The organism is Caulobacter sp. (assembly GCF_039596335.1).
Classification (GTDB): domain Bacteria; phylum Pseudomonadota; class Alphaproteobacteria; order Caulobacterales; family Caulobacteraceae; genus Caulobacter.
The window spans coordinates 713,760-732,747 of the sequence record NZ_JBCNJZ010000001.1; the positions used below are offsets into that span (position 1 = coordinate 713,760).

Annotated in this window: 20 protein-coding genes; 9 read left to right on the forward strand and 11 right to left on the reverse strand. The window is 67.1% G+C overall.

Translation table 11 applies throughout. The features are described 5' to 3' along the window. The first annotated feature begins 137 nt into the window (after positions 1–137). Positions 138–1,097 carry a hypothetical protein gene (locus ABDW31_RS03490; protein WP_184715983.1) on the forward strand — a complete coding sequence of 320 codons (960 nt, stop codon included), beginning with the start codon at positions 138–140 and terminating at the stop codon, positions 1,095–1,097. A 112-nt stretch (positions 1,098–1,209) separates the two neighbouring features. On the opposite strand, the gene ABDW31_RS03495 is transcribed toward ABDW31_RS03490, so the two are convergent. The 3 genes from ABDW31_RS03495 to rplU all read right to left on the reverse strand — a co-directional run bounded on the left by ABDW31_RS03495 (position 1,210) and on the right by rplU (position 2,810). Further along, positions 1,210–1,743 (reverse strand): GNAT family N-acetyltransferase, encoded by a 534-nt coding sequence (locus ABDW31_RS03495; RefSeq protein WP_184715981.1) that lies wholly within the window; start codon positions 1,741–1,743, stop codon positions 1,210–1,212. Between the two features lie 200 nt (positions 1,744–1,943). Beyond that, a complete protein-coding gene (rpmA, locus tag ABDW31_RS03500; protein ID WP_184715979.1) occupies positions 1,944–2,213 on the reverse strand; it encodes a 50S ribosomal protein L27 in 270 nt (89 codons plus the stop codon). A 30-nt stretch (positions 2,214–2,243) separates the two neighbouring features. Further along, on the reverse strand, positions 2,244–2,810 hold the full coding sequence (rplU, locus tag ABDW31_RS03505) for a 50S ribosomal protein L21 (protein ID WP_184715977.1): 567 nt from the start codon (positions 2,808–2,810) through the stop codon (positions 2,244–2,246). Positions 2,811–3,031: 221 nt separating this feature from the next. On the opposite strand from rplU, the gene ABDW31_RS03510 reads away from it, so the two are divergent. Then, positions 3,032–3,658, forward strand: coding sequence for a hypothetical protein (locus ABDW31_RS03510; RefSeq protein ID WP_184715975.1), 627 nt, complete (start codon positions 3,032–3,034; stop codon positions 3,656–3,658). A gap of 40 nt (positions 3,659–3,698) precedes the next feature. Next, positions 3,699–4,817 carry a GTP-binding protein gene (locus ABDW31_RS03515; protein ID WP_184715973.1) on the forward strand — a complete coding sequence of 373 codons (1,119 nt, stop codon included), beginning with the start codon at positions 3,699–3,701 and terminating at the stop codon, positions 4,815–4,817. A gap of 65 nt (positions 4,818–4,882) precedes the next feature. Here ABDW31_RS03515 and ABDW31_RS03520 read toward each other — a convergent pair whose 3' ends face one another. Both ABDW31_RS03520 and ABDW31_RS03525 read right to left on the reverse strand, forming a co-directional pair. Further along, the gene (locus ABDW31_RS03520) at positions 4,883–5,257 is read right to left on the reverse strand and encodes a hypothetical protein (RefSeq protein WP_184715971.1); all 375 of its coding nucleotides are present in this window, start codon (positions 5,255–5,257) and stop codon (positions 4,883–4,885) included. Positions 5,258–5,418: 161 nt separating this feature from the next. After that, positions 5,419–5,865 carry a biopolymer transporter ExbD gene (locus ABDW31_RS03525; RefSeq protein WP_184715969.1) on the reverse strand — a complete coding sequence of 149 codons (447 nt, stop codon included), beginning with the start codon at positions 5,863–5,865 and terminating at the stop codon, positions 5,419–5,421. Positions 5,866–6,128: 263 nt separating this feature from the next. Here ABDW31_RS03525 and ABDW31_RS03530 point away from each other — a divergent pair, with 263 nt between their 5' ends. Further along, the gene (locus ABDW31_RS03530) at positions 6,129–7,160 is read left to right on the forward strand and encodes a WD40 repeat domain-containing protein (RefSeq protein ID WP_184715967.1); all 1,032 of its coding nucleotides are present in this window, start codon (positions 6,129–6,131) and stop codon (positions 7,158–7,160) included. A gap of 6 nt (positions 7,161–7,166) precedes the next feature. Here the strand turns inward: ABDW31_RS03530 and ABDW31_RS03535 are convergent, their stop codons facing one another. Next, entirely contained in the window at positions 7,167–7,829 is a 663-nt protein-coding gene (locus ABDW31_RS03535; protein ID WP_184715965.1) for a nitroreductase, read from the reverse strand. 94 nt (positions 7,830–7,923) lie between these two features. Here ABDW31_RS03535 and mtgA point away from each other — a divergent pair, with 94 nt between their 5' ends. From mtgA to ABDW31_RS03560, 5 genes are all read left to right on the forward strand, one after another. Then, a complete protein-coding gene (gene mtgA / locus ABDW31_RS03540; RefSeq protein WP_184715964.1) occupies positions 7,924–8,601 on the forward strand; it encodes a monofunctional biosynthetic peptidoglycan transglycosylase in 678 nt (225 codons plus the stop codon). 29 nt (positions 8,602–8,630) lie between these two features. After that, positions 8,631–9,188, forward strand: coding sequence for a GNAT family N-acetyltransferase (locus tag ABDW31_RS03545; RefSeq protein ID WP_184715961.1), 558 nt, complete (start codon positions 8,631–8,633; stop codon positions 9,186–9,188). 112 nt (positions 9,189–9,300) lie between these two features. Continuing rightward, complete coding sequence (locus ABDW31_RS03550; RefSeq protein WP_184715959.1) at positions 9,301–9,987, forward strand: hemolysin III family protein; 687 nt, start codon at positions 9,301–9,303, stop codon at positions 9,985–9,987. A gap of 17 nt (positions 9,988–10,004) precedes the next feature. Next, a complete protein-coding gene (locus ABDW31_RS03555; protein ID WP_184715957.1) occupies positions 10,005–11,276 on the forward strand; it encodes a patatin-like phospholipase family protein in 1,272 nt (423 codons plus the stop codon). A gap of 4 nt (positions 11,277–11,280) precedes the next feature. Beyond that, positions 11,281–12,576, forward strand: coding sequence for an ankyrin repeat domain-containing protein (locus ABDW31_RS03560; RefSeq protein ID WP_184715955.1), 1,296 nt, complete (start codon positions 11,281–11,283; stop codon positions 12,574–12,576). On the opposite strand, the gene ABDW31_RS03565 is transcribed toward ABDW31_RS03560, so the two are convergent. From ABDW31_RS03565 to ABDW31_RS03585, 5 genes are all read right to left on the reverse strand, one after another. Further along, a complete protein-coding gene (locus tag ABDW31_RS03565) occupies positions 12,573–12,917 on the reverse strand; it encodes a hypothetical protein (protein WP_184715953.1) in 345 nt (114 codons plus the stop codon). The genes ABDW31_RS03560 and ABDW31_RS03565 overlap by 4 nt on opposite strands. Before the next feature lie 82 nt (positions 12,918–12,999). Continuing rightward, the gene (locus tag ABDW31_RS03570; protein ID WP_184715951.1) at positions 13,000–13,950 is read right to left on the reverse strand and encodes a lipid A-modifier LpxR family protein; all 951 of its coding nucleotides are present in this window, start codon (positions 13,948–13,950) and stop codon (positions 13,000–13,002) included. 213 nt (positions 13,951–14,163) lie between these two features. Next, positions 14,164–16,047: a ribonucleoside-diphosphate reductase subunit alpha gene (locus ABDW31_RS03575; protein WP_184723583.1), complete on the reverse strand. Its 1,884-nt coding sequence runs from the start codon at positions 16,045–16,047 to the stop codon at positions 14,164–14,166. 492 nt (positions 16,048–16,539) lie between these two features. After that, positions 16,540–17,748, reverse strand: a complete 1,209-nt coding sequence (locus ABDW31_RS03580; protein ID WP_184715949.1) for an OmpA family protein — start codon at positions 17,746–17,748, stop codon at positions 16,540–16,542. A gap of 382 nt (positions 17,749–18,130) precedes the next feature. Beyond that, entirely contained in the window at positions 18,131–18,943 is an 813-nt protein-coding gene (locus tag ABDW31_RS03585) for a class I SAM-dependent methyltransferase (RefSeq protein WP_343698288.1), read from the reverse strand. Positions 18,944–18,988 lie beyond the last annotated feature (45 nt).

Below are 18,988 nucleotides of genomic sequence, written 5' to 3' on the forward strand. Positions count from 1 at the left end.
ACGCTTGGCCACGTGGTTACGTACTCGGAAAGGATGACCGACGTTCTTCAGCGTGACGAAATGTTAAAACTACCGGTGCGACAAAGAGTCCTGGCGGGACCCGCCGGTTCCTTGCTCCAACGACGGGAGGCTGAACTTTGACGAGCGAAGTAGTGGTCGACCAGAGTCTGGCCAAGGATCTCCGCGACCTGTCGACGGCCGAGCTGCACCGCAAGTACAGCGCCGAAGCCTCTGTTCACCGCAATATCCTGATCGCGCGCGGCACGGGCCTGGCCCCGCAATGGCGCGAGTTCAAGACGTTCCTGGGTGAGCTGGGCGGGCGGCCCTCGACGGACCACAGCCTGGTCCTGCTGAACCGTTTCGAGCACACCTACGGCCCGGGCCGGGCCAGATGGATGACCGACGACGAGCGGGCCGCCCACGAGATCGAATTCGACCGCCTGCGCGCCGAGCAACAGCGCGAAGAACAGCTGGTCATGCACAAGACCGCGGCCGTCAAACGCGCCAGCGCGCCCAACGCCCCGTCGTTCGGCCAGTGGACGCCGATGGCCGGCAAGCAGGTGGCCTATACCGACGTCGCCAAGCGCCTGGCCATTCCGGTGGGCGCCCTGTCACGGACCATGCCCAGCGGCACGACCGCCGACGACCTGGTCAAGCGCTCCAGCGTGGTCGCCGACCTCATCAACGAAAGCGCCTCGTGGCTGCCGCCGGATCCGGCCCGCAAGGCCGGCTTCTTCGAGGCCTACCGCATCTGGCACCTGCAGGTGCAGCCGCAGTTCGGCCGCGCCGCCACGCCGACGTTCCTGTTCCTGTACATCGCCCTGCCGGTGATGAAGCAGTGCCGGGACGAGCTGATGGACCTGAACCTGTGGAATCCGCTGGGTCAGCGCGCGCTGAACGCTCGCGACAGCCACACGGCCTGGAAGAAGTACACCGAGTTCATGCCCCGCGCGCAGGTGGCGATGATGGAGATCCCCATCTACGCCACCTACTCGCTGCTGAGCGACCTGGACGCCCTGTGCGAGCGGATCATCACCGCCGAGAAGCGCTTCCGCGAAGGTCCGCAGAAGGTGATCCACACCCACCGGGCGGCTTAGAGAAGGTTGTCATCCCGGCCGCAGCGAAGCGGAGAGCCGGGACCGCAACAAACTCAGAGCTTCCGGCGGTCCCGGCTCGGCGCGCTGCGCGCTTGGCCGGGATGACAGCTTTTTACGCCAGCCACACCATCATCCGGGTCGCCGCGCTCTCGCCACGCGCGATCGACGGCTTGTGCTCGACAACGCCCGTATAGAGGAAGCCGGCCTTGACCAGGACGCGGCCCGAGGCCTCGTTGTCGGCGAAGTGGCCGGCCACGACATAGCGCTTGCGCCAGGTCGCCCGGGCCCAGTCCAGCGCCGCCTTGGTCGCCTCGCTGGCATAGCCGCGCCCCCAGTAGGGCCGGCCGATCCAGTAGCCCAGCTCGACCTGATCCTCGGCCGTGGTGAACATGCCCAAGACCCCGATCAGGCCTTCCTCGGCCAGCTCGATGGCGAAGGTGTTGTCGCGGGCGCGATCCTGCGTACCGCAGCGGACCACGAAGTCCTCGGCATGGGCGCGTGTGTAGGGCGAGGGCATGCGCGTGGTCATGCGCGCGACGTCATGGTCGACGCAGAAGGCCGCCACGCGTTCGACGTCGGCCTTGGCCGGAACACGCAGCGTCAACCGCTGGGTTTCGATGACGGGTCTTTCTTCGATGACGCACATCGGCGCCTCCCAGAGTTCTTCCGGCCCCTCTTTGATCGGGAGCCGTGACGCCGCCATGGCCAATTTGTTTCAGACTCAGGTCCGATAGGCGGCGAGACAAACAAAAGCGGGGAGCCCGGCGTTCCGGACTCCCCGCTAGAGATCGCCTGTCCGGATCGTCTTCAGAGATGAAGCACGATCCGAAAAACTCTGGTTCGTGCTTACTCGGCCGGTTGCGCGGCCGGAGTGACCGTCACGTACGTGCGGTCATGCTTCTTGGTCACGAAGCCCACGGCGCCCTGAACGAGGGCGAACAGGGTGTGGTCCTTACCGATGCCGACGCCGGCGCCCGGATAGAACTTCGTGCCGCGTTGACGCACGAGGATGTTGCCAGCGAGAACCTTCTCGCCGCCGAACTTCTTCACGCCAAGGCGCTTCGATTCTGAGTCGCGACCGTTGCTCGACGAGCCGCCAGATTTCTTGTGAGCCATTGTGCTCTCCTACCTTAGAAGGCGTCGCCCTTAGGCTTCGCCTTCCTCCGTCTTGGCGGCAGCCTTCTTAGGGGCGGCCTTCTTCTTCGGGGCGGCTTCAGCGGCCGGCTCGGCGGCGGCGTCAGCAGCCTTCGGAGCCTTGGCCTTCTTCGGAGCCGGAGCGGCTTCGGTCGAAGCAGCCGGGATCGAGAACGGCACGGCGGCGTCGCCGAGGCCACGAGCGCGGGCGTCCAGGATGACCTTCGGGGTCAGGTCGATCGAACCTTCCCACTTGGCTTCCAGGCCAGCGCCGACGACCGACGTGACGCGCACGACGGATTCGAGCTGACGATGGCCGCGGGTGCGGCGATAGCCCTGGCGACGGATCTTCTTGAAGATCTTCACCTTCTCACCCTTGCGGGTTTCGATGAGGGTGCCGGAGACGACAGCGCCGTCCACGGTGGGGGCGCCGACCGTCACGGCCTCGCCTTCGCCAAGCATCAGGACTTCACCAAAGGCCACGGCAGCGCCGGGTTCACCTTCGAGCTTTTCGACAACCAGCAGGTCGCCGGCTTGAACCCGGTACTGCTTGCCGCCGGTTTTGATCACCGCGTACATAGGTTTAGCGCCTTAAAAACGTGCGTTCGCAAAATAGGGAACGCCCGCTCGGAAACCCGGCGGGCGAAGAGGGGCGGACTTATACAGCCCAAGACCCGAGAGTCAACGCCAGGACGGAGGATTCCGTTGATCCATGCGCTTCACCGTCTGGAACGTTTTGAAGCAAACCGATCGCAGGAGTCTCCTGGCTCGTTATCTTGTAACACGCTATAGGGACGAGCGTGAACTCCTTCTTCGCCTCCATCGCCGCCACGGGTTTCGCCGTGGCCTTCCTGCACGCGGCCCTGCCCACGCATTGGCTGCCTTTCGTGCTGGTCGGACGGGCGCAGAAGTGGTCGACGGGTCGGACCCTGGGCGTGACCCTGCTGGCGGGCCTGGGCCACGTGGCCCTAACCATCGCCTTGGGCCTGGCCCTGGTGGTGGCGGGCCTGGCCCTGCAGCCGGCCCTGGGCGGCCTGTTCCACTGGATCGTTGGCGGGCTGATGGTCGCCGTCGGCCTCTATTACATCGTACGCGGCCGGCATAACCACGCCGTGCCCGACGCCGGACGGCGGACCTACACGTCTGATAGGGCGGCGATCGTCGCCCTGGTCACCCTGCTGACCCTGTCGCCATGCGAAGCCTTCCTGCCTTACTATCTGGCGGGCATGGAGCACGGCTGGCAGGCCTTCGTCCTGCTCAGCGGCGTGCTGATGGCCGCCACCGCCGCGGGCATGCTGATCTTCACCAGCCTGTCCCTGGCCGGCTTTAAGCGCCTGGGCCTGCACTGGGTCGAGCGCTACGAGGAGACCATCCTGGGCGGCGCCCTGATCCTGGTCGGCCTGGCTGTTGCTTTTCTGAAGACGTAAGGCGCTTCCGCTGGGGCGCTTAGGCTCCTAAATAGCGGCCATGACCCAAGCTGCTCCCGCTCCCGGCAAGATCCCCGTCACCGTGCTGACCGGCTATCTCGGCGCCGGCAAGACCACGCTCTTGAACCGCATCCTCACCGAGGAGCACGGCAAGCGCTACGCCGTGATCGTCAACGAGTTCGGCGAAGTCGGCATCGACAACGACCTGGTGGTCGGCGCCGACGAGGAAGTGTTCGAGATGAACAACGGCTGTGTCTGCTGCACGGTGCGCGGCGACCTGATCCGCGTCCTCCAGGGCCTGATGAAGCGCAAGGGCGGCTTCGACGCCATCGTCGTCGAGACGACCGGCCTGGCCGATCCGGGCCCGGTGGCCCAGACCTTCTTCGTCGACGACGACGTCAAGGCCCGCACGACGCTGGACTCGGTCACCGCCGTGGTCGACGCCAAGCACATCATGCTGCGCCTGGGCGACAGCAAGGAAGCGGTCGAGCAGATCGCCTTCGCCGACCAGATCGTGCTGAACAAGACCGACCTGGTCTCGGAAGACGACCTGCGTCACGTCGAGGCCCGCATCCGCCGCATCAACCCGCTGGCCCCGATCCACCGCGCCCAGCGCTCGAACGTTCCGCTGGACGCCATCATCGGCAAGCACAGCTTCGACCTGGACCGCATCACCGAGCTGGAGCCGGAGTTCCTGAACCCGGCCCACGGCGAGCCGGGCCACGTCCACGACGAACACTGCGGCCACGATCATGGTCACCACCATCATGACCACGACCACGTGCACGACGAGCACTGCGGTCACGACCACCATCACCACGGGCACGACCATGGGCACGGCCACAAGAGCGACGTGCACGACGACGGCGTGAAGGGCATCTCCCTGACGCTGGACAAGCCCGTCGACGGCCAGAAGATCACCGTCTGGCTCAACGAGCTGCTGGCCAAGCGCGGCCCCGACATCCTGCGCGCCAAGGGCATCATCGACGTGAAGGGCGAGAACAAGCGTCTCGTCTTCCAGGCGGTGCACATGATCCTGGAAGGCGACTTCCAGCGCGAGTGGACCGACAAGGACAAGCGCTACAGCCGCATGGTGTTCATCGGCCGCGATCTGGACGAGGCCGAGCTGCGCGCGGGCTTCGAGGCGACGGCGGCTTAAAGCCCCCTCGCCCTCTCATCAAAGACCTGGAGCATTTCACCGATCCGTTGGGATCGGAAAATGCTTTAGGCGGCGGCCGCGTCCAGGCCGCCCAGAATCTGGGCCATCAGACGGGTCGACAGCGTCTGGGTCATGTCCATCAGCGTGGGTTCGGCGGACGTCTTGGGACGTGCGCCGCCCAGGTCGCGCGCCTGCGACGCCGCCGTCTCGCCTTGCGTCCGCACCGTCTCCCACGGGCCCTGGGCCGGAGACGGCGTGGCGGCGGTTTCTGCCCGGCCGATCTTGCCGTCCTGCTCGCCGTTCAGCGCCTCGAAGATCTTGGCGAAGTCGCTGGCCGAGCGCGCGCCGGCGTCGGCCGTACGGGCCGGCGCAGCGCCTACCGCGCCAAAGGGCTTCTGCTGCGTCTGTTGGATAAGCGCGCTGCTGTTGATCGTCGTCATTCGCCAGGCCTCCGCCGTGAAGGGACGGTCAGGACCAAGCAAGAAACGCGCCACGGCGAAGCTGCCCTTTGGAGCCGCGACAAACAAAAAGCCCCGGAGCTTTCGCTCCGGGGCTTCGTGTTCTTGGCTGTCGCCGAGGACGATCCTTAGTGCCGAAGCCCTTAGTGGATGTCTTCGTTGATCAGACCAACCTTGAACCAGCCAGTGGTCTGCAGTTGGTTCAGCACGCCCATGAAGTCGGCGTACGGCACGTCGGCGTCGGCGCGGATCATGACGCGCTGGTCGTCCTTCGGGCCGGCTTGACCGGTCGACTCGAACTTGGCGTTCAGGTCGGCTTCCAGGCCGTCGAGGCTGGTTTGCTTTTCAGCGATGAAGATCGCGCCCGACTTTTGGATCGAGATGAAGACCGGTTCCTTCGGCTTCGTCGTTTGCGGCACGGCCGAGGCCGGCGGCAGGTCGATCTTGATCGAGGTCACGGCCATCGGCACGGCGACCATGAAGATGATCAGCAGAACCAGCAGAATGTCCACGAAGGGCGTGACGTTGATTTCGGAATTCTGGCCCAGCGAATAACGGCCACCGCCGCCGCCAGCAAGTTTAGCCGCCATAGCCTGACTGTCTCCCAGAAGGTCGCACCGCTTGGGGCGCGCCTGAAATGTCGTTACCTACGCCACGTCTGGCGTAGACGGGCGCGGAAGTAAAGCCCGACGACGCGTTGCAATAGCAACCCCTTTTCGAGTCTTTTTTGCCGAACGCCGTTCGAAGCGGCAGCAAGCGCCCTCTTCGTTCGCCCACGACGCGAAACTGGCCGATCAATGGGCCTTTCGGAAAGAGTCTGGCCGTAAAGGGCTCGGCGCCTTATCTCGCGCGCATGATCTTTTCTTTCGACGCCTTCGTCACCGACGCCCTGTTCGACCGCTCCGGCCGCGCGGCCTTCGCGCTGGGCGACGGCACCGTCCGCTTCCAGACCGAGGACGGATTCGTCACGGTCGAGGCCCACGGCGGGCCCATGGGTGGCGCGGTTCTGAGCGCTGCGGTCCATCCCAGCGGCGCGGGCGTCGTCACGGGCGGCGACGACGGCAAGGTCGTCTGGTCGCGAATCGAGGGCGGTGAGGTCGTCGCCACCGTGATCGCCGAGCTGAAGAACAAGTGGATCGAGCACATCGCCACCAGCGCCGCCTCGGGCCTGATCGCCTTCACGGCCGGCAAGGACGTCCATGTCCGTGACGTCGCCGACGCGAAGTTCGAGCGCATCTTCACGCACGAGCGCACGGTGTCGGGCCTGGCGTTCGAGCCCAAGGGCCGCCGCCTGGCCACGGCCGCCTATGGCGGCGCCTATCTCTGGTACGCGCGGATCGCCGACCAGAAGCCGACCGCGCTGAAGTGGGCCGGCAGCCACACCGGCGTGGCGTTCAGCCCCGACGGCAAGTTCCTGATCTCGTCGATGCAGGACAACCAGCTGCACGGCTGGCGCCTGTCGGACAGCAAGGACATGCGGATGGGCGGCTACCCGTCCAAGATCAAGAGCATGGCCTTCTTCGACAAGGGCAATCTCTTGACCACGGCCGGCGCCAGCGGCGCGGTGATCTGGCCGTTCGCCGGCGCCAACGGCCCGATGGGCAAGGAAGCCGCCGAGATCGGCTTCAATCGTGATTCGATGATCGTGCGCGTGGCCGGCATCGATCAGCACCCGGTGTGCGTCTCGGCCCAGGACAACGGCCGCATCTGGATCGCCCACCTGCGCAACGGCCGCATCGAGACCCTGAAGACCGAACGCGGCGCGCCGATCAGCGCCCTGGCCACCAGCGCCGACGGCAAGTGGATGGCCTGGGGCGACGAGAGCGGCGAGGCTGGGGTCATCGCGATCCCCGACATCAGCGGCCCTCGCGAGTTCGCCGGTTAAGACCGCCTAGAACCCCTTCAGCTCCGCCCACTCCTCGAACGGGGCGCGGCGGCTGCGGAAGTTGTTCACCGGGGCGTCGGCGTCGCGATAGCCCAGGGCCATGCCCGAGAACAACATATGCCCCTCGGGCAGGCCGACATGGCTGTCGACCAGCTTGTGGTAGTGCGACCAGAACTCCTGCGGGCAGGTGTCGAGACCGCGCTCGACCGCCAGCAGCATGAAGGTCTGCATCAGCATGCCGACGTCGCTCCACTGCGGCGGGCCGCAGCGGCGGTCGATCGAGAAGAACAGCTGCACCGGCGCGCCGAAGCCCTGGCCGTTGTTTGCGAACCACTGCAGGCGCTGCAGCTTGTCCTCGCGCGGGATGCCCAGCGCCCCGTACATGTCCTCGCCCACCTGGAAGCGACGGCTGCGCAGCGGCTCCCAGAGATTGGCCGGATAGACGTCATAGGCCGGCTCGTCGGGCGAGGCCGCGCGCTTGAGCATGTCGGCCTTCAGCGCGTCCAGCGGCGCGCCGGCCACGACCTGCACCCGCCAGGGCTGGAGATTGCCGCCGGATGGGGCGCGCGCGGCGGCTTCCAGCAGCTCGCGCACCAGCGCCCCGTCGACCGGATCAGGCTTGAAGGCGCGCACCGACAGGCGGCGGTTGACGGCGTCGATCACGTCCATCCAGAAGCTCCTCAAACCTATCCCAAGACAGGGACGATGCGCTTGGGTAGCATCCGTCCGCTGCGTCAAGACAAGAGGACTTCGGGGGCGTTAAGTGCGGCGGCTTTTGCGTAATATCTTCCTGGGCCTGTTCATCGTGCTGGTGGCCGGACCGATCGTGGCGGTGCTGATCTTCCGCTTCGTACCGCCGCCGGTGACGCCGCTGATGGTGATCCGGGCGGTCGAGGGCAAAGGGCTGGACCATCGCTGGCGAGGCATCGACGACGTCGCCCCGGCCCTGCCGCGCGCCCTGATCGCCGCCGAGGACGCCCGGTTCTGCGAGCACCACGGCTTCGACTTCAACGCCCTGCAGAAGGCCTATGCCAACAACGAGGCCGGCAAGAAGATCCGCGGCGGCTCGACCATCAGCCAGCAGACGGCCAAGAACGTCTTCCTGTGGCCGGGACGCAGCTACGTCCGCAAGGGGCTGGAGGCCTGGTTCACGGTGCTGATCGAGATCGGATGGGGCAAGAAGCGGATCATGGAGGTCTATCTGAACTCCATCGAGTTCGGCCCGGGCATCTACGGGGCCGAGACGGCGGCTCAGCGCTATTTCGGCGTCGGGGCCGACAAGCTGACCCAGGCCCAGGCCTCGCGCCTGGCGGCCATCCTGCCCAGTCCGCTGAAGTGGAAGGTGATCAAGCCGGGCAAGTACGTGGCCGGGCGCTCCAAGAAGATCGGCCGCGCCTCGGGCACGGTGCGCCGCGAAGGCATGGCGGGGTGCGTGGCCTAGGACAACGACAACGACGGGAGGGGACCATCATGGCGATCGCACCGGGGCCGACGCTGGAGACGGCGCGCTTGGTTCTGCGTCCGACAGCGCAGGCGGATCTGGACCGCTGGGCCGAGCTGATGGCCGATCCGGTCGCGGCCCGCTTCATCGGCGGCGCTCAGCCCCGCGCCGTCGCCTGGCGTGGGATGGCCAGCATGGCCGGATCGTGGGCGCTCAAGAGGTTTGGCATGTTCTCGGTGATCGACAAGGCCAGCGGCCTCTGGCTAGGCCGCGTCGGGCCGTGGGAGCCGGAAGGCTGGCCGGGGACCGAGATCGGCTGGGGCCTGCACCCGTCCGCCCAGGGGAAGGGCTATGCGGTCGAGGCGTCCGAGGCGACCATCGACTGGGCGTTCGAGCACCTGGGCTGGACCGAGGTCATTCACTGCATCGATCCGGAAAACACGCCGTCGGAGCGGGTCGCACAGCGCCTGGGCGCGACCAATCGCGGACCGGGCCAGCTGCCCGCGCCCCACGAAGCTTCAAAGATCAACATCTGGGGCCAGACGGCGGCCGAATGGAAGAACCGTCCGCGACCGGATCAGCCCTGATTCTTTTCCCGCGATCGTGGCCGAACCGCCCTTTCGCCGACACGATGATCAACGCTTATATGAGCGGAACGAACTGATCGTTCGGACGTAATTGCACCGATTGGGCGGGGCCATGACGACGACCACCACCACCGAGATCGCTGTTGCGGAAGTCGCGACGCACTACCCCACCGCAGGGGCCAAGTGCGCCGACCTGATCGTGCATCTGGCAGGCCTGGCCTGCGCCCTGCTGGGCGGCGGCATCCTGCTGGGCCTGGCGTTCGGCATGGGCGACCTGCAGCAGGTCGCCGCGGTCAGCGTCTACACCGTGGGCCTGATCCTGATGCTGTCGCTGTCGACCGCCTACAACTTCGCCAAGGCCCGCTGGCGGCCCCTGCTGCGCCGCTTCGACCACGCCGGCATCTTCGTGATGATCGCCGCCTCCTACACCCCCTTCACCACCCAGAACCTGACCGGCTGGTGGGCCATCGGCATGACCTCGGCGGTCTGGACCGTGGCCACCATCGGCGTGCTGGCCAAGCTGTTCCTGCCCGGCCTGGACAAGCGCTTCTGGGTCGGCCTGTACCTCGCCCTGGGCTGGCTGGTCCTGGTGGCCATCAAGCCGATGATCGACGGCCTGTCATGGGTGGCCCTGCTGTTGCTGGCCATCGGCGGGGTGGTCTATTCGACCGGAACCATCTTCTACCTGATGCGTCGCCTGAAGTTCCGCCGCGCCATCTGGCACGGCCATGTGATCGGCGGCGCCGGTCTGCACTACGCGGCCGTCCTGGTGGGCGTGGTGCTGGCCAGCTCTCACTGACGTTCGGAGAACCGCGCTTGGACAAGGACCCTTCTGGCAAGGCAAATTTCCAAGGCCTGTTCCGCGACTGGATCACTGCTGACCCGCTGAAGGGCAAGCGCCTGACCGCGCCGGCCTCGGACCGCCACGTGGAAGCCGTCGGCTTCCCGGGCGTGCGACTGTCGGTCGATCAGGCCGACGACGCCCTCAAGCAGGCCGCCGACCGCCTGGCGCCGCTGCGCTCCCTGATCGGCCGTGACGAGTTCAACATCTTGGCGCTGTCGGGCGGCGCGGCGGGCGGCTGCTATGGCGCCGGCGTGCTGGCCGGCCTGAGCAAGGCGGGCCGTCGCCCCGACTTCGCCATCGTCACCGGGGTGTCCACCGGCGCGTTAATCGCGCCCCTCGCCTTCCTTGGTTCGGCCTGGGATGACCGTTTGACCGACGCCTATGTCGGCGGTCACGCGGCCGAGCTGCTCAGCCTGCGTCGCCTGGGACCGGCTCTGGGTCCCAGCATTTTCAAGGGCGAGTCGCTCGATGCCCTGGTCGACACCTTCGTCGACATGGAGATGGTCGAGGCCGTCGCCGTCGAGCACCACAAGGGCCGCCGCCTGCTGATCGCCACCACCAATCTCGACAGCCAGCGGGCCGTGGTCTGGGACATGGGCGAGATCGCCACACGCGGTGGCGAGGAGGCGCTGAAGCTGTTCCGCACCTTGCTGGTCGCCTCGTCCTCGGTGCCCGGCATCTTCCCGCCCAAGCTGATCGACGTCGAGGTCGACGGCGAGCCGCACCAGGAAATGCACGTCGACGGCGGCGTGGCCGCGCCATTGTTCCTGATGCCTGACGCCCTGCTGCACTGGAGGAACCTGGGCCCCCGCTTCCGCCGCGGCCGGGTGCACGTGATCATGAACACCGTGCTGGATCCCTCGACCCAGTCTACTCCGCCCGGCGTGGCCTCGATCATGGCCCGCAGCTTCGACGCTATGCTGCGGTTCTCGTATCGCCAGGCCCTGAGCCTGGCCGCGGGCTTCTGCTCGCGTCACAACCTGCCGCTCAGCGTGGCCTCGATCCCCAACAGCTTCGAGGGCATGAACCTGTTGAAGTTCGAGACCGACCTGATGCGCCGCATCTATGACGCCGGCTTCCAGCAGGCCCTGGACGGCGCGGTGTGGACCAGCGCCGTCGAAGAGCAGAGCCTGTGGCGTGGCCTGTTCAAGAAGCCGCTGGCGCTGTCGCCGACCGTGGGCACCGGCGTGATCATCCGCGACGAGCCCCCGCCGATCAGCGCCGAGGCGCCGGCGGAGCCTTGAGGCGTTGAGCGACCACCCACACAACGTGGCCGTCTTCGAGGATCGGCTGATCCTGGAGGCGCGGCCGCCGATCACCGACGCCGAGATCGCCGCCGTGGAGGCCCGCTGCGAGGGCCCCATCCCGCCGGGCCTGCTGGCGCTGTGGAAGCTCTCGTTCGGCGGTCGGCTGGACTACAGCCTCAGCGTCACCTTCGGCGACTTCGTGCATTCCTGCTCGTTTACCGAACTCTTCTATCCCGGCAGCGACGGCTACAACGACCTGTGGGGCTGGATCGAGCGCGAGGCGGAGATGGCCGAGGAGGCCGCCGACGAGCGCGGCGAGACTTGGTCGGGCAAGCTGCCTTACCTGCCGTTCGGCGGCTTCGAATATCTGGAGCGGCTCTATGTCTGCACCCGGCCGGGGCCCGACTACGGCAGCGTGATCGTCTACGCCCAGGGCCTGCCACCGGCCTGGACGCTGCGGCTGCACGAATCGTCGGTCGCCCGCATCGCCGACGACGTCCCCGCCCTCTTCCGGATGCTGGACCTGGAGAAGGATCCCGCCACCCTGGGCCCTAAGGACTACGACGCCGGCCAGGAGATGTGGCGGGCGGTCGAGGACATCGCCCAGACCGATCCCGTCGAGGGCGAGCGGCTGAAGGCCCTGGCGCGGTCGGCGACGGTCGACTGGCGCGCGGCGCTGGACATGGGCCGGCTGGCGGTCGTCCCGCGCGCGCGCCGCCTGGCGTTGCAGGCCGCCTCGGCGGCCGGGGACATCCCACTCTTCCAGCGCCTGGTCGCCGCGGGCTGCGATCTGAACGAGGCGTTCGGCGGCGGCGGCAACAGCCTGGACCACGCCTTGGTCCACGGCCAGATCGAGGCGGCCCGCTGGCTGGCCGCCCAAGGCGTCGACGTGACCAACGCCGCGACCAACGGCGTCAGCCAGACGCCGCCTGACCTGCTGGCGGACTTCCTGGCGCGCGGGGCCACGCCCAGCGGCATCGCCGCGGCCACGGCGGCCCGCGCCAATCGCCTGGACAATGCCGTGCTGATCACCGACGCCCTGGCCGAGGATGATCCCGAGGCCGTGCGCGAGCTGATCGCCACCCTAGCGCGCTGGGCCGACGACAGCGAGAACTCGGCCAGCCGCATCGAGGCCGGCACGCTGGGCTCGAACAGGGACGCGAGCGACTATCGTGCGGAGGCTCAGCGCCTGCGGACCTTGCGCGAGCACTGCATCGCCCGGGTCGGCGCACCGCCGCCCGAGGGGTCCTCAGGCGGAAAGCCGTCGCTGTGGCGGCGGCTGACGGGGCGAGCCTAGGCCTTCTTCAGCCACCGCGCGCGCAGCTTGGCTAGGTTCGGCGGGTCGCTGCGGAAATCGGACGCCAGGCCGAGGCGGGCGTTGCACGAAGGGCAGCGCACCGATTCCTCGTCGGGCAGATCGGTCGGAGGATCGAAGCGCGTGCCGCACGGCTTGCACTTCCAGTCGCCGACGACCGGGGCCGGCGGCGGGGGCGGCGGAGCCGCTGCAGCCGACGGCGCGATGAAAACGGTGCGGCCGGCCGGCTTGACCATGCGCTCGAGCGGCGGCGGCCCACCGGGGGCGGCAACCGGGCTCTTGAGGCTCAAGGTCTTGCGGCGCGGGGGCTCGCTCTCGCTCATGACATCGCTGGGTTCAGGAAAGGGACCGTGGCTTGCTGCATGAAAGCGGCCCGAAACACAAGCCTAATAGCCCGAAACCCCTTTACCAGTGCGGTTTCAGGCTGAATGACAGGGCCACCACGTCGTCCTTTTGCGTGGCCAGGCCCATGATGCCTTCCTTGGCGCGGATTTCGCGGTGGATATAGCCCAGCGAGGCCTGCATCGGCCCCTTGCGCCAGGCCACGCCCGCCTGGCTGTCGCCGATCAGCTGGCTGGTCACGTCCTGCGATAGGCCCGCCCGGTTCCAGTCGCCGTTCTGGCCGCGCAGCATGTTGAAGCCGACAGCCCGGCCGCTGGCGGCGGCGAAGATGTACCAGCGCCCGCGATCGCCGAAAGCTTCGTCGCCCTCGCGCACGCCCAGGGCGTCGGTCACCCGGTCGCCCATGTTCTTTTTCTTGCCCAGGCGCAGGGTAGCGCCGGCCTCGGCCGAGCCGCCGGCCCCGCCAAAGCCCACACCAGCGTGCGGGGTGACGTCCAGGGCGTACTTGCGGCCAGCCAACGACACGGCCGAGGGCCAGCCGCGCAGGACGGTGACATCGACCTCGCGCACCTCATAGGCGTCTGGGCGCTGCAGGGTCAGGGGCGCGAAAGCAGCGGTCGGCGCCGACCCGGCCACCGAGACGCGCACGGCGTCGATCGGTCCGCCCGCCTGGGCCTGGCGCACGATGGCGTTGGAGCGCCAGGTCACCGGGCCAGCGCCGGCATAGTAGCGGTCGGAATCGAGCAGACGGACATCGCCGGCGACGGCGGCCGGCGACAGGTCAAAGCCGGCCAGGTCGCCTTCGAACGCGTCGAGGTCGCGGGCGGCGAAGCCAGTGGTGTTGGGTGAGAGGTCGAGAGGACGCGCGGCCTCCGGCTTCACGCGGAAAGACATCTGGGGTTTTTCTGAAGCAGCCTTGGCCTGCTTGCCGGCCGCACAGACCGACGACGCGAAGCTCACGGCCAGGGCCATGGCCGCCAGACACAGAACGCTACGCTTCCCAGCCGCCCGCATCGCGGACTCCCCATCCCAACCGAGATCCAGCCTACGCGCTTCGTCATAACCCCACATCGTGACGAAACAGCACAGGGTGAACCGTGCTCTGTGACGAAGGTTCCCCGATCAGGGTTTGCGGACAATGAAAAACGGCGGCGCGATCGCTCGCGCCGCCGTCACATTCTCGTTAGCCCATCTTGCGGGCAGGATGGCCCCGCCCGCTGTCAGCCCTTACTGACAGGCAAGGCACTCGTCGTAGTCGGTCTTTTCCGGGGCGTCGAAGCCGCCGGTCATGGTCTCGGCCTTGCCGTCGGCGCCGGCATAGGCCGCGCGCTGCACCGACTTGGAGCGCAGATAGTACAGCGACTTCACGCCGCGCTCCCAGGCCATCCAGTGCAGCATGTGCATGTCCCACTTGTCGACGTCGCCCGGCAGGAAGACGTTGACCGACTGGCTCTGGCAGATTTCCGGCGTGCGATCGGCGGCCAGCTCGACCACCCAGCGCTGGTCCAGCTCGAAGGCGGTCTTGTAGACGTCCTTGTCGTCCTGGCTCAGGAACTCCAGGTGCTGGACCGAGCCTTCGTTCTCCAGGATCGAACCCCACACCGCGTCGGTGTTGTGGCCCTTCTCCTCGAGCAGCTTCTCCAGATAGGGGTTCTTCACCGCGAAAGAGCCCGACAGGGTCTTGTGGGTGTAGATGTTGGCCGGGATCGGCTCGATGCCGGCCGACGTGCCACCGCAGATGATCGAGATCGAGGCGGTCGGGGCGATGGCCAGCTTGTGCGAGAAGCGCTCGACCGAGCCACGGTCGGCGGCGTCCGGGCACGGGCCCTTCTCTTCGCCCAGCGCGATCGAGGCCTTGTCAGCCTCGCGGCGCAGGTGCTTGAACATCCGCATGTTCCAGCTCTTGGCCAGGGCGCTCTCGAACGGCACGTTCTGGCTCTGCAGGAAGCTGTGGAAGCCCATCAGGCCCAGACCCACCGAACGCTCGCGCATGGCGGCGTAGGCGGCCGTGGCGGCCGCGTCGGGCGCACGATCGATGAAGTCCTGCAGCACGTTGTCGAGGAAGCGCATGACGTCCTCGATGAACGTCGGGTGGTCGCGCCACTCCAGGAAGGTCTCGGCGTTGACCGACGACAGGCAGCAGACCGCGGTGCGTTCCTGGCCCAGGTGGTCGGTGCCGGTGTGCAGCATGATCTCGCTGCACAGGTTCGACTGGCGCACCTTCAGGCCCAGCTCGCGCTGGAACGACGGCATGGCGCGGTTCACGGTGTCGGAGAAGACGAGGTAGGGCTCGCCGGTCTGCATGCGCAGCTCCAGCACCTTCTGCCACAGGGCGCGGGCGTCGACTTCGCGCAGCACTTCGTCGTTCTTGGGCGAGCGCAGGCCGAACTTCTTGCCGTCACGCACCGCGTGCATGAACTCGTCGGTGATGTTGATGCCGTGGTGCAGGTTCAGGGACTTGCGGTTGAAGTCGCCCGACGCCTTGCGGATCTCGAGGAACTCCTCGATTTCCGGGTGGTGGATGTCGAGATAGACGGCGGCCGAGCCGCGACGCAGCGAGCCTTGCGAGATCGCCAGGGTCAGCGAGTCCATCACGCGGATGAAGGGGATGATGCCCGAGGTCTGGCCCTGGCCCTTCACCTTCTCGCCGATCGAGCGGACGCCGCCCCAGTAGGTGCCGATGCCGCCGCCGTTGGCCGCCAGCCAGACGTTCTCGTTCCAGACGCTGAGGATGCCGTCCAGGCTGTCGTTCACCGCGTTCAGGAAGCAGCTGATCGGCAGGCCGCGATCGGCCCCGCCGTTCGACAGCACCGGGGTGGCCGGCATGAACCACAGGCGGCTCATGTAGTCGTAGACGCGCTGAGCGTGCTCGGCATCGTCGGCGAAGGCCGTCGACACGCGCGCGAACATGTCTTGGTAGCTCTCGCCCGGGAGCAGATAGCGGTCTTCCAGGGTCGTCTTGCCGAAGTCGGTCAGCAGGGCGTCGCGCGAACGGTCCACCTGGACCTTCTGCACCAGCGCCAGCTGCGGGCGCTTGGACGGCTTGATCGCCGCCATGCGCGCTTCTTTCCGGACGTTCGTCTGCACCGCTTCACTGCCGTTCATGACCAAATCCATTGCTCAATCAGCGTGTTCCGGAGAAGGGTCATGCCCCGGTCAGCCGCTATATCTTGTGGCTGAGGAGCCCCCTCAACCCAGATATGGGGCCATAAGGGTGAATGACTCGTCAACGCCTGGGACGCGAGTTTTTCGTTAACAACCTGTGAACGGCCTGAACTTGCATAGGCAGGACAAGGGGTTGCCTGGGCGAACTTTTTTCAGCCGCGACGGAGCGTCGCAAGGCGCCTCCAGACATCCGCCCCCGGACAACGCCGTTCGTTCACAGGGTGACCACAAGGGATAGTGGTCGGCGGTGGAGGACGCCCGCCGGCGCCGCTTCAAGGATACCGCGGCGAAAGCCCCCGGAAACCGGGCCTTCGAACAGGATGTGGGGTCTCGGGACGCGCCCCGCTAGCCGCCCGAGGGCGCGGCCAGGGGTCCAGACATGAAGAAAGGGCCCGGTGTTTCCACCGGGCCCTCCCAAGTCATCAGTGCGATTCGATCTTAGAAGTTGATCGAGATCGTCGAACGACGGTTCAGCGGTTCCTTCACGCCGTCGCCGGTCGCGACGGCCGGAGCGCTTTCGCCCTTCCAGTCGACGCCCAGGACGGTCTGCGGCACGCCTTGCGACACCAGGGCGTCAGCCACGGCCTTCGCACGACGCTCCGAGAGCTTCGCGTTGTATTTCGGCGAACCCGAGGTGTCGGTGTGGCCGACGACGATGATCTTCGTCGCCTTGCCGCCGTTGGCGTAGTTCGCGGCTTCCGAAACCACCGACTGGGCTTCCGGCGTCAGGACCGATTGGTCGAACGGGAAGTAGACGATGAACTCGCGGGCCTCGTACTGCGGCGGCGGCGGAGGCGGCGGCGGCGGGGGAGGCGGCGGAGGCGGAGGCGGCGGGGGAGGCGGCGGGGGCGGCGGGGGCGGCGGGGGCGGCGACGCGAACGAGTAGCGCAGACCCACGGTCAGCGACTGGTCCTTGTACTGGCCTTCGAACGCGCCAGGCTGCAGGGCGGCGCTGCCCAGCGTCTGCCACTTGTGCTCCGTACCCGTCAGGTAGCGGTAGGTGAAGTCGATGTTCAGGCGATCGGTCGCCTTGATCGACGCACCGGCAATCCCTTGCCAGGCGATGGCGATGTCGTCGTCATCCACCGTCAGGTTCTGGATGGTCGGGTTCAGGGTCGTGATCGCACCCGGAACGCCGCTGAACTGACCGAAGGTCTTGACGTCCAGGCGGTTGATGCCGACGCCGGCGCCGATGAACGGGTTAAACCAGGCGCCCGGAGCGAAGTCATAAATGACGTTCGCCATCAGGGACCAGGCGTCGATCGAACCTGCCGGCGAGCCGCAGGTCGGAGCGGCGGCCGTGCGGGTGACGCCCGGCGTGCAGAGGCCGACCGGCTGGCTACGAACGCCGTTACCACGGACGCCTTCCAGGTCGCCCGGACGGTAGCCGCCTTCGATTTCAGCGCGCCAGTTCGGGTTGAACTGGTAGCCCAGACGGACGAAGCCGGTCCAGTCTTCCTTGGTCTTCCACGACCAGTGATAGTGCGAACCGTCCGCAGCATTGGCGTCCGACTCGGACTTGAGGCCCTGCGGCCAGTGGTAGCCCAGGTCGACCGCGCCGTACCAGCCGGTCTCTTGAGCCGAAGCGCCGGCCGTCGCAGCGAACGCTGCGGCCAGAGCAACTCCTGCCAGGAGTTTCAGTTTCATTGTTGAAGAGCCCTCTGATTGCCCTGCCCAGGTCGGAGACCGACCGAGCATCGTTATACCAAGGCGAACGCCACGGGATAGTGTCAGCAAGGACACACTCGTCAGGTTTCGCCCCCTGCCCATTGCTCAGGAAAGCTAAACAAGACCGCCCCTCAGAATCATCTTTCGAGCGCGCCCGCCGACATCCACAAGACAGTAAGCGTCAGCTTTGTTGGGTTCGCACGAGGAACGGTCCCGCGCAAGGGCCGATGGTCATGAAATGGCCAAGCATTCGGAAATCGTCACCGAAAAACCATGTTCTTCCAGCCGGATCGGTGAGGTTGTCGACAGAGCGTCGCCAGTCCAAGCACGACCATTCCGGACCTTCGGCCCTGCGCGGACCTTAGGCTTTGGCCGATACCAGCCAGCAGGCCGAGTTCATCCGTGCAAAGCCGTTTTCCACATAGGGCTCGAGCGCTTTGGCGACGGCCTCGCGCACACGCCCCCGCAGCGCCTCGTCGGCCTTGGCCAGAGCGGGGTTCAGCGGTCCTACCCGCAGGCTCATGGTCATCAGCTCGTCGAAGGTGACGGGGGTCGGCTCGTCCAGGGGCTCGATCGACACGTCGCGCCAGCCGGCCTCCTCCAGGATCCGCCGCGTACGGTCGGGGTCAGCCAGGCCGAACCGTCCGGGCGCGTCCTTCTCGAACACTGTCGTAGTCGCCGGCAGGAACGGCGCGGCCGCGGTCAGCGGGACCTGCGAGATGGCGTTGTCCTCCAGCCCGCGCCAGCTGGCGAAGGTCGGCCCCCGCCCCGGCTTGGCCGCCCGGCGCAGGTTGGCGAAGGCCGCCACCGGATCGGGAAAGAACATCACCCCGAAGCGCGAGACCAGGGCGTCATAGCTCGGCTCGAAACCATAAGTCTGGGCGTCGGCGTGCAGGAACTCGACGCCCTCGATCCCGTCCTGGCCGGCCCGGCGGCGCGCCTCTTCCAGCAAGGCGTTGGAGATGTCGGCGCCGACGGCGCGACCGGTGGGACCCGTGCGCCAGGCGGCGGCGAAGGTGGTCGCGCCGGCCCCGCAGCCGATGTCCAGAACCTTCTCGCCATTGGCCAGGCTGGCGCGCTCGACCACCGCCTCGGCGATCGGCTGGTACAGACGGTCCAGAAGGGCCTGCTGCTCGACCCAGACCTTGCCGGCCCGGTCCCAATAGGCGGCCATGTCCTTTTCCAACACCGCATCACTCATACTTTGAAACTCCGTGAT